Origin of the sequence: Streptomyces sp. NPDC056948 (assembly GCF_042674225.1) — a bacterium.
GTDB lineage: Bacteria > Actinomycetota > Actinomycetes > Streptomycetales > Streptomycetaceae > Streptomyces > Streptomyces purpurascens.
In genome coordinates this window covers 1-7,491 of sequence record NZ_JBHUQX010000438.1, presented here as the reverse complement: position 1 = coordinate 7,491, position 7,491 = coordinate 1, and the positions used below count along the sequence as shown (strand labels likewise).

6 protein-coding genes are annotated in these 7,491 nt (G+C 69.1%); 1 reads left to right on the top strand and 5 read right to left on the bottom strand.

Translation table 11 applies throughout. From position 1 onward, the window contains the following. Positions 1 to 227 precede the first annotated feature (227 nt). The 5 genes from ACFTZL_RS37460 to ACFTZL_RS37440 form a co-directional block, all read right to left on the bottom strand. Entirely contained in the window at positions 228 to 1,067 is an 840-nt protein-coding gene (locus tag ACFTZL_RS37460) for a carbohydrate ABC transporter permease (RefSeq protein WP_382592639.1), read from the bottom strand. Positions 1,068 to 1,071: 4 nt separating this feature from the next. Further along, on the bottom strand, positions 1,072 to 1,992 hold the full coding sequence (locus tag ACFTZL_RS37455) for a carbohydrate ABC transporter permease (RefSeq protein WP_382592636.1): 921 nt from the start codon (positions 1,990 to 1,992) through the stop codon (positions 1,072 to 1,074). A 10-nt stretch (positions 1,993 to 2,002) separates the two neighbouring features. Continuing rightward, positions 2,003 to 3,370: an extracellular solute-binding protein gene (locus ACFTZL_RS37450; protein ID WP_382592633.1), complete on the bottom strand. Its 1,368-nt coding sequence runs from the start codon at positions 3,368 to 3,370 to the stop codon at positions 2,003 to 2,005. 129 nt (positions 3,371 to 3,499) lie between these two features. Next, entirely contained in the window at positions 3,500 to 4,198 is a 699-nt protein-coding gene (locus ACFTZL_RS37445; RefSeq protein ID WP_382592630.1) for a response regulator, read from the bottom strand. Continuing rightward, positions 4,195 to 5,865: an ATP-binding protein gene (locus ACFTZL_RS37440; protein WP_382592627.1), complete on the bottom strand. Its 1,671-nt coding sequence runs from the start codon at positions 5,863 to 5,865 to the stop codon at positions 4,195 to 4,197. Before ACFTZL_RS37440 ends, ACFTZL_RS37445 begins: the two co-directional genes overlap by 4 nt. Positions 5,866 to 6,042: 177 nt before the next feature. Here ACFTZL_RS37440 and ACFTZL_RS37435 point away from each other — a divergent pair, with 177 nt between their 5' ends. Further along, positions 6,043 to 7,434, top strand: coding sequence for a cation:dicarboxylate symporter family transporter (locus tag ACFTZL_RS37435; protein WP_382592624.1), 1,392 nt, complete (start codon positions 6,043 to 6,045; stop codon positions 7,432 to 7,434). Positions 7,435 to 7,491 lie beyond the last annotated feature (57 nt).

Here is a 7,491-nt window from a genome sequence, read left to right as displayed (position 1 = left end):
GTCCGTCCTCGGAACGGCGCGATGGGGGCGGATACCGACTGACTGTTCGTTGACGCGCCAACCGCTGCGGGCGGACACCCCCCGACACGTCCCCTTCGCGCCGTACGCGGGTGCGGGCGCGTCCCGGCTTCGCCCCCTGGCTGCGGGCATGCGTGCCGCTAAGGGCGGCACGGGTGGGCGCAGCGGCACCCCGTTCCGCCGGGGTGCGGGTCCACCTCACAACCCCCTCAGCCCTTGACCGCGCCGCCCAGTGCGAAGCCTCCTCCCAGGCGGCGGGCTATCAGTACGTACAGCAGGATCACCGGTGTCGAGTAGATGATCGAGAACGCGGCCAGTTGCCCGTACGCCACCATGCCCCGGTTGCCGAAGAAGTCGTTGATGCTGACGGACGCCGGCATCTGGTCGGGGGTGAGCAGGAGCATGAAGGGGACGAAGAAGTTGCCCCACATCATGACGAAGGAGAAGACCGTCACGACGGCCACGCCGGGGCCCATGAGGGGCAGGACGATGCGGAACAGGGACTGGAAGGGGCTCGCCCCGTCGGTCCAGGCCGCCTCTTCGAGTTCCTTGGGGACGCCGTCCATGAAGTTCTTCATCAGCCAGATGGCGAACGGCAGTTGGGACGCCGCGAAGAAGAAGATCGTGCCCTGCATGGTGTCGATCAGGTCCACCTGGACGAAGAGCGCGTAGACCGGAACCATGATCGCCGTGATGGGCAGGCTGGTCGCGAACAGGATCGTCAGCAGGAACGGGCGGTTGAAGCGGGAGCGGAAGCGGGAGAGCGGGTAGGCCGCGAGAGCCGCGCAGGCCACGGTGAGCAGGGTCGCGCCGCCGCAGAGGATCAGGCTGTTGAGGAGGGGGGTGAAGGTGATCTCGGGGGTCAGGATCGCGTCGAAGTTGTCCAGGGTGAGGCCGTCGGGGGCCTTTACCCGGAGGCCCGCGTGAGGGTCGAGGGAGGACAGGACGACCCAGGCCAGAGGGAGTACGAAGGCCGCGGCGACCACCAGGAGTCCCGCGTCGGCCGCCAGACGGCGGGTCGTGCGGCGGGAGGAGAGGGTGTGGGCCATGCGGTCAGACCTCCGTGCGGAGCAGACGCAGGTAGACCAGGGAGAACAGGGAGCCGACCAGCAGGAGCAGCAGGGCGACCGCCGTGCCGTAGCCGATCAGGCTGTTCTGGAAGGCCTGTTCGTACATGAAGAGGGGGAGCGTCTGGCTTCTGCCGCCGGGGCCGCCCCTGGTCATGACCCAGATCAGACCGAAGACCGAGAGGGTCTGGAGGGTGTTGAGCATCAGGTTGGTGCCGATGGAGCGGCGGATCATCGGGAGGGTGATGTGCCAGAGGCGGCGCCAGCCGCCCGCTCCGTCGACCTCGGCCGCCTCGGTGATCTCCTGGGGAATCTCGTTCAGGGCCGCTGAGTAGACCAGCATGGAGAACGCCGTGCCCCGCCAGACGTTCGCGAACGACACCGCCAGGATCGGCAGGGTGAACAGCCAGTTCTGGGAGGGCAGGTGCAGCCAGTCCAGGATGGCGTTCAGGGTGCCCTCGCGGCGGAAGAAGGCGTAGAGGAGGAAGCCCGCCACGACCTCCGGCAGGACCCATGCCGTGACGACGATGCCGCCGGTGAGCGTGCGGACCGGCTTCGACGCGCGCTGCATCAGTGCCGCCAGGGCCAGGCCCAGCGTGTTCTGTCCGATGAGGGAGGAGAGGACCGTGAAGACCAGCGTCAGCCATACGGCGTTCAGGAACGCCTCGTCCCCGAAGGCCCGGGTGAAGTTGTCGAGGCCGACGAACGATTCCTGGGCCTGGCCGGTCAGTTGGAGGTCGGTGAAGGCGATGTAGACGCAGTAGGCGATCGGGCCGGCGAGGAAGAGCAGCAGGAGGATGATCGCGGGGGTCAGGGGCAGGATCCGTACCGGCAGGCGGGGGCCGCGTGCCGGGTGCGTGTCCTTGGGTGTCTTGGTGAGCCGGGGGTGCGGTGCGGTGGTGGTCATCGGGCCTCGCTCACCGTTCGGCCACCTGGTTGTCCGTCGCGTCCTTCAGCGCGTCCGTGTAGCCGCGTGTCGCCTCGTCCACCGACGTGTCGCCCGTCGTCACGCCCTCCATCGCCTCCTGGACGGCCACGGAGACCTTGGGGTAGGCCGGGTAGGCGGGGCGGTAGTGAGTGTTCGCCACGAGGTCCGTGAAGAACTTGATGCCTGGCTGGGCCGTGGCGTACGCGGGGTCCTTCGCCACGTCCTCGCGGACCGCGATGCCGGAGTTGGCGACGTACCACTTCTGCGCGTTGGCCTTGGTCTGCATCGTCTTGATGAACTCGAACGCCAGGTCCGGGTTGCCCGCCTTGGCCGGGATCGACCAGGTCCAGCCGCCGGACATGCTCACCTTGCCGGGCGCCTGGCCGTGCTGGGTCGGCATGGCGGCCAGGCCCAGCTTCTCCGACCACTCGGGCCACTCGTGGCCGCTGCCGGACAGCCAGTCCTGCGGCAGCCAGGAGCCGTCGAGGGCGATGCCGAGCTTGCCCTGCGGGAGCCACTCGCCGCGGACCCGGGTCATGACGTTCGGGTCGAGCGCGTCGGAGACGTCCGGGCCGAGTTTGTCCTTGTAGACCGTTTCGACGAAGGAGAGGGCGTCCTTGAAGCCCTGGCCGCCGGCGATCCACTTCTTGCTCGACTTGTCGTAGAGGGGGTCCGTGGTGCCGTCGTTCGTGCCGTAGAGCAGCATCTCGAAGGTCTGCATGGTGGCGGCCTCGCCGACCGGCTTGCCCGTGTAGATGTTGAGGGGGATGGTGCCGGGGGCTTTGCGCTTGATGGTGCGGGCGGCGGTGAGGACGTCGTTCCAGGTCTTCGGCTGCCAGTCGGCGGGGAGGCCGGCCTTCTTGAAGATGTCCTTGTCGAACCAGAGGCCTCGGGTGTCGGTGCCGTCGGGGACGCCGTACGTCTTGCCGTCCTCGCCCTTGGCCGCCGCCTTCGCCGTGTCGATGAACTTGTTCCAGTCCGGCCACTTGGCGAGATAGGGGTCGAGGGGCTTGAGATAGCCGCTGGTGATGTCCGAGTTGATGAGGAACGTGTCCTCGTAGACCAGGTCGGGGGCGGTCTTGGGGGAACGGAGCATCTGCTGGAGCTTGGTGTAGTACTCCGAGTCCGGGGCCTTGATCGGGACGAGTTCGACCTTCTTGCCCGGGTGGGCCTTCTCGAACTGCTTCTTGATGTCCGCGAGATACGTGTCCATCACCTTGATGGAGTTGTCCGTGGACTGTTTGAAGGAGATCTTCACGGTGTCCGGGTCGCTGCCGGAGCCCCCACCGCAGGCGGTGAGGGTGGACACGGCGAGGGCCAGGGCGACGAGGGGGGTGAGAGCGGCGGTGGGGCGCACGGGCACGACCTCCTACGGGCGCACTTCTTTGTGGCCGGGACGGCTGCGTCGTGAACCTAAGTTGAGTGGTCTAGTCAGGTCAATGCGTGTGCGGTGGTTGCATCGTGGAAGGCGGCAGCTGATGGGCCGTCACTGGCCTGTGACCCAGCGGTACTGCAACTCCGGGCGGCCCACCGTGCCGTACTGCGGGCGGCGGGCCGCGCGGCCCGCGTCCACCAGATGCTCCAGATAACGGCGGGCCGTGATGCGGGAGATGCCCACGGTCTCCGCCACACCGGCGGCCGTGAGGCCCTCCGCGCTGTCCCGCAGCGTCACCGTCACCCGCTCCAGCGTCGGCGCGCTCAGGCCTTTGGGCAGCGCGGCCGGGCCGGGGGCGCGCAGAGTCGCCAGGGCCCGGTCCACCTCGTCCTGGCCGCTCGCCTCGCCGACCGACGCGTGGAACTCGGCGTACCGCACGAGGCGGTCCCGCAGCGTCGCGAAGGTGAACGGCTTCAGGACGTACTGCACGACGCCGAGCGAGACGCCCTCGCGTACGACGGCCAGATCGCGCGCCGAGGTCACCGCGATCACGTCCGCGTGGTGGCCGGCGGCCCTGAGGGACCGGGCGAGATGCAGACCGTGCACGTCCGGCAGGTGCAGGTCGAGCAGGAGGAGGTCCACCGGGGTGCGCTCCAGGGCCCGGCGCGCCTCCGCACCCGTGTGCGCCTTGCCCACGGCCACGAACCCGGGGACCCGCCCGACGTACAGGACGTGGGCGTCGGCGGCCACCGGGTCGTCCTCCACCACCAGGACCCGGATGGCTTTCGCGTCTGTCGTGTCGCTCGTCATGCGGGACCTCCAGAGCCCTCGGACACCGGGCCTCCGGATGTCACGCCTGCGGCGACCGCGCCGGACTCCCGCAGCGGCAGCCGTACCTCGAACTCCGCCCCGCCCCCGTCGGCCTCCGTCACCGACAGCGTCCCCTCGTGCCGCTGCGCCGCCTGCCGTACCAGGGCCAGCCCGAGACCTCGTCCGCCCGGGCCGGACGGCTTCGTCGAGAAGCCCCGCTGGAAGACCGCCTCGGAGTGCTCCGGGTCGACGCCCGGGCCCGTGTCGGAGACCCGCAGCACCAGCTCGGGGCAGTCCTCGGTGCCCTGGGTGTACGCCGCCACCGTCACCCGCGCCCGCACGCTGCCCTGCGCCGCGTCCACGGCGTTGTCGATCAGATTGCCGAGGATGGTCACCAGGTCCCGCGCCGGGAGCGTCTCGGGCAGCAGGCCGTCGTCCAGGCTGCTGTCCTCCGACACCATCAGCTCCACGCCCCGCTCGTTCGCCTGGGCCGTCTTGCCCAGCAGCAGTGCCGCCAGCACCGGCTCGCTCACCGCCGCCACGACCTGGTCGGTCAGTGCCTGCGCCAGCTCCAGCTCGGCCGTCGCGAACTCCACCGCTTCCTCCGCCCGGCCCAGCTCGATCAGCGAGACGACCGTGTGCAGCCGGTTCGCCGCCTCGTGCGCCTGCGAGCGCAGCGCCTGGGTGAAGCCCCGCTCGGAGTCCAACTCGCCCATCAGCGACTGGAGTTCGGTGACATCGCGCAGGGTGGCGACCGTACCGCGCCGCTCGCCGCCCGACACCGGGGAGGTGTTGATGACCAGGACCCGCGACGCCGTCAGATGCACCTCGTCCACCCGCGGCTCCGACGCCAGCAGCGCGCCCGTCAGCGGGGCGGGGAGCCCGAGCTCGGCCACCGACCTGCCCACCACGTCCCCCTCCACGCCGAGCAGCTCCCGCCCCCCGTCGTTGATCAACGCCACACGGTACTGCCCGTCCAGCATCAGCAGCCCCTCCCGTACGGCGTGCAGGGCGGCCTGGTGGTAGTCGTGCATCCGGCTGAGCTCGGCCGCGTTCATCCCGTGGGTATGCCGGCGCAACCGGGCGTTGACAACATAGGTGCCGATGGCGCCCAGGGCCAGCGCCCCGGCGGCGACGCCCAGCAGGGCCGTGACCTGGCTCTGCACGCGCTCGCTGATCGCCTCGACCCGGATGCCCGCGCTGACCAGGCCGACGATCTGCTTGCCGTTGTTGATCGGGGTGACCGCGCGGACCGACGGGCCGAGGGTGCCGGTGTAGGTCTCGGTGAAGGTCTCGCCCCTCAGGGCCCGCTCGGTGTGGCCCTGGAAGGTCTGGCCGATCTGGTCCGGGTCGGGATGCGTCCAGCGGATGCCCTGCGGGTTCATGATCGTGATGAAGTCGACCTCGGTGTCCCGCATCACCTTCAGCGCGTACGGCTGGAGCTCCGCGGTCGGGTCGGAGGCGCGGGCCGCCGCCAGCACCGACGGGGAGTCGGCGACGGAGCGCGCCACGGCCCTGGCCTGGCGCTTCGCGGCCTCCTCGGCCTGGCTGCGGTCGCTGACATAGGTGAACAGTGCACATCCGGCCACGACGACCGCGATCAGTACGGCCTGCATGGCGAAGAGCTGGGCCGCCAGGCTGCGGGGTCGGGGGACGGAGAAGCGCATGTCGTCAGTCTGCCTCTTGGCTGATTGTGAACTAAATGAACGGAAGGGTGACCGCGCTCACAGAGCAGGACATAGTCACGGCATTCCCTATAACGCATCTCCGGGAGCCCCGCTCCCACTTTTCCGGACGTGAGCCGCACGCCGGTGATGCCGACGACGTCGTCAAGGAGGGCCGCCGTGACCAGCGCAGCCGATACGGCACCTGCCGCACGCAAACCCAAGCGGGACCGCACCCACTATCTCTACATCGCGGTGATCATCGCGGTCGCTGCCGGTATCGCGGTGGGTCTGGCCGCACCCGACTTCGCTGTCGAGCTGAAGCCCATCGGCACCGGGTTCGTGAACCTGATCAAGATGATGATCTCGCCGATCATCTTCTGCACGATCGTGCTGGGCATCGGCTCGGTACGGAAGGCCGCCAAGGTCGGTGCCGTCGGCGGCATCGCCCTGGTCTACTTCACCGTGATGTCGCTGGTCGCGCTGGGTATCGGCCTGGTCGTCGGCAACATCCTGGACCCGGGCACCGGCCTCGCCGTGACCGACGCGGTCAAGGACGCCGGTCACGCGCAGATCGATTCCGAGGCCAAGGGCACCAGCGAGTTCCTGCTCGGCATCATCCCGACCACGATCGTCTCCGCCTTCACCAACGAGTCGGTCCTGCAGACCCTGCTGATCGCCCTGCTCGCCGGCTTCGCCCTGCAGGGCATGGGCTCGGCCGGCCAGCCGATCCTGCGCGGTATCGAGCACATCCAGCGGCTCGTCTTCCGCATCCTCGCCATGGTCATGTGGGCCGCCCCGATCGGCGCCTTCGGTGCCATCGCCGCCGTCACCGGCTCCGCCGGAGTGGAAGCGCTCAAGAGCCTCGCCGTGCTGATGCTCGGCTTCTACGCCACCTGCTTCCTCTTCGTCTTCATCGTGCTCGGCGCCCTGCTGCGCATCATCTCCGGGCTGAACATCTTCACGCTGTTCAAGTACCTGGGCCGGGAGTTCCTGCTGATCCTGTCCACCTCCTCCTCCGAGTCCGCGCTGCCGCGGCTCATCGCGAAGATGGAGCACCTGGGCGTCAGCAAGCCGGTGGTCGGCATCACCGTCCCGACCGGCTACTCCTTCAACCTCGACGGCACCATGATCTACATGACCATGGCCTCGCTGTTCATCGCCGACGCCATGGGTACGCCGATGTCCATCGGCGAGCAGATCCCGCTGCTGCTCTTCCTGCTGGTCGCCTCCAAGGGCGCCGCCGGTGTCACCGGCGCGGGCCTCGCGACCCTGGCCGGTGGTCTGCAGTCGCACAAGCCCGCCCTGGTGGACGGCATCGGCCTGATCGTCGGCATCGACCGCTTCATGAGCGAGGCCCGCGCCCTGACCAACTTCGCCGGCAACGCCGTGGCCACCGTGCTGATCGGTACCTGGACGAAGGAGATCGACAAGGAGCGGGTCAACGAGGTCCTCGCCGGCCAGTTGCCCTTCGACGAGAAGACGCTGCTGGACGACGGCCACGACGGCCCGTCCGACGAGCACGTCGAGCTGCCCGAGCAGGGCGGCGAGAAGGAGCTGGCGAAGACCTGACGGTCGCGTCACTCTCCGCGAGACTCCGGGCGGCTGGGCGTCCCCCCGTCGCTAAGC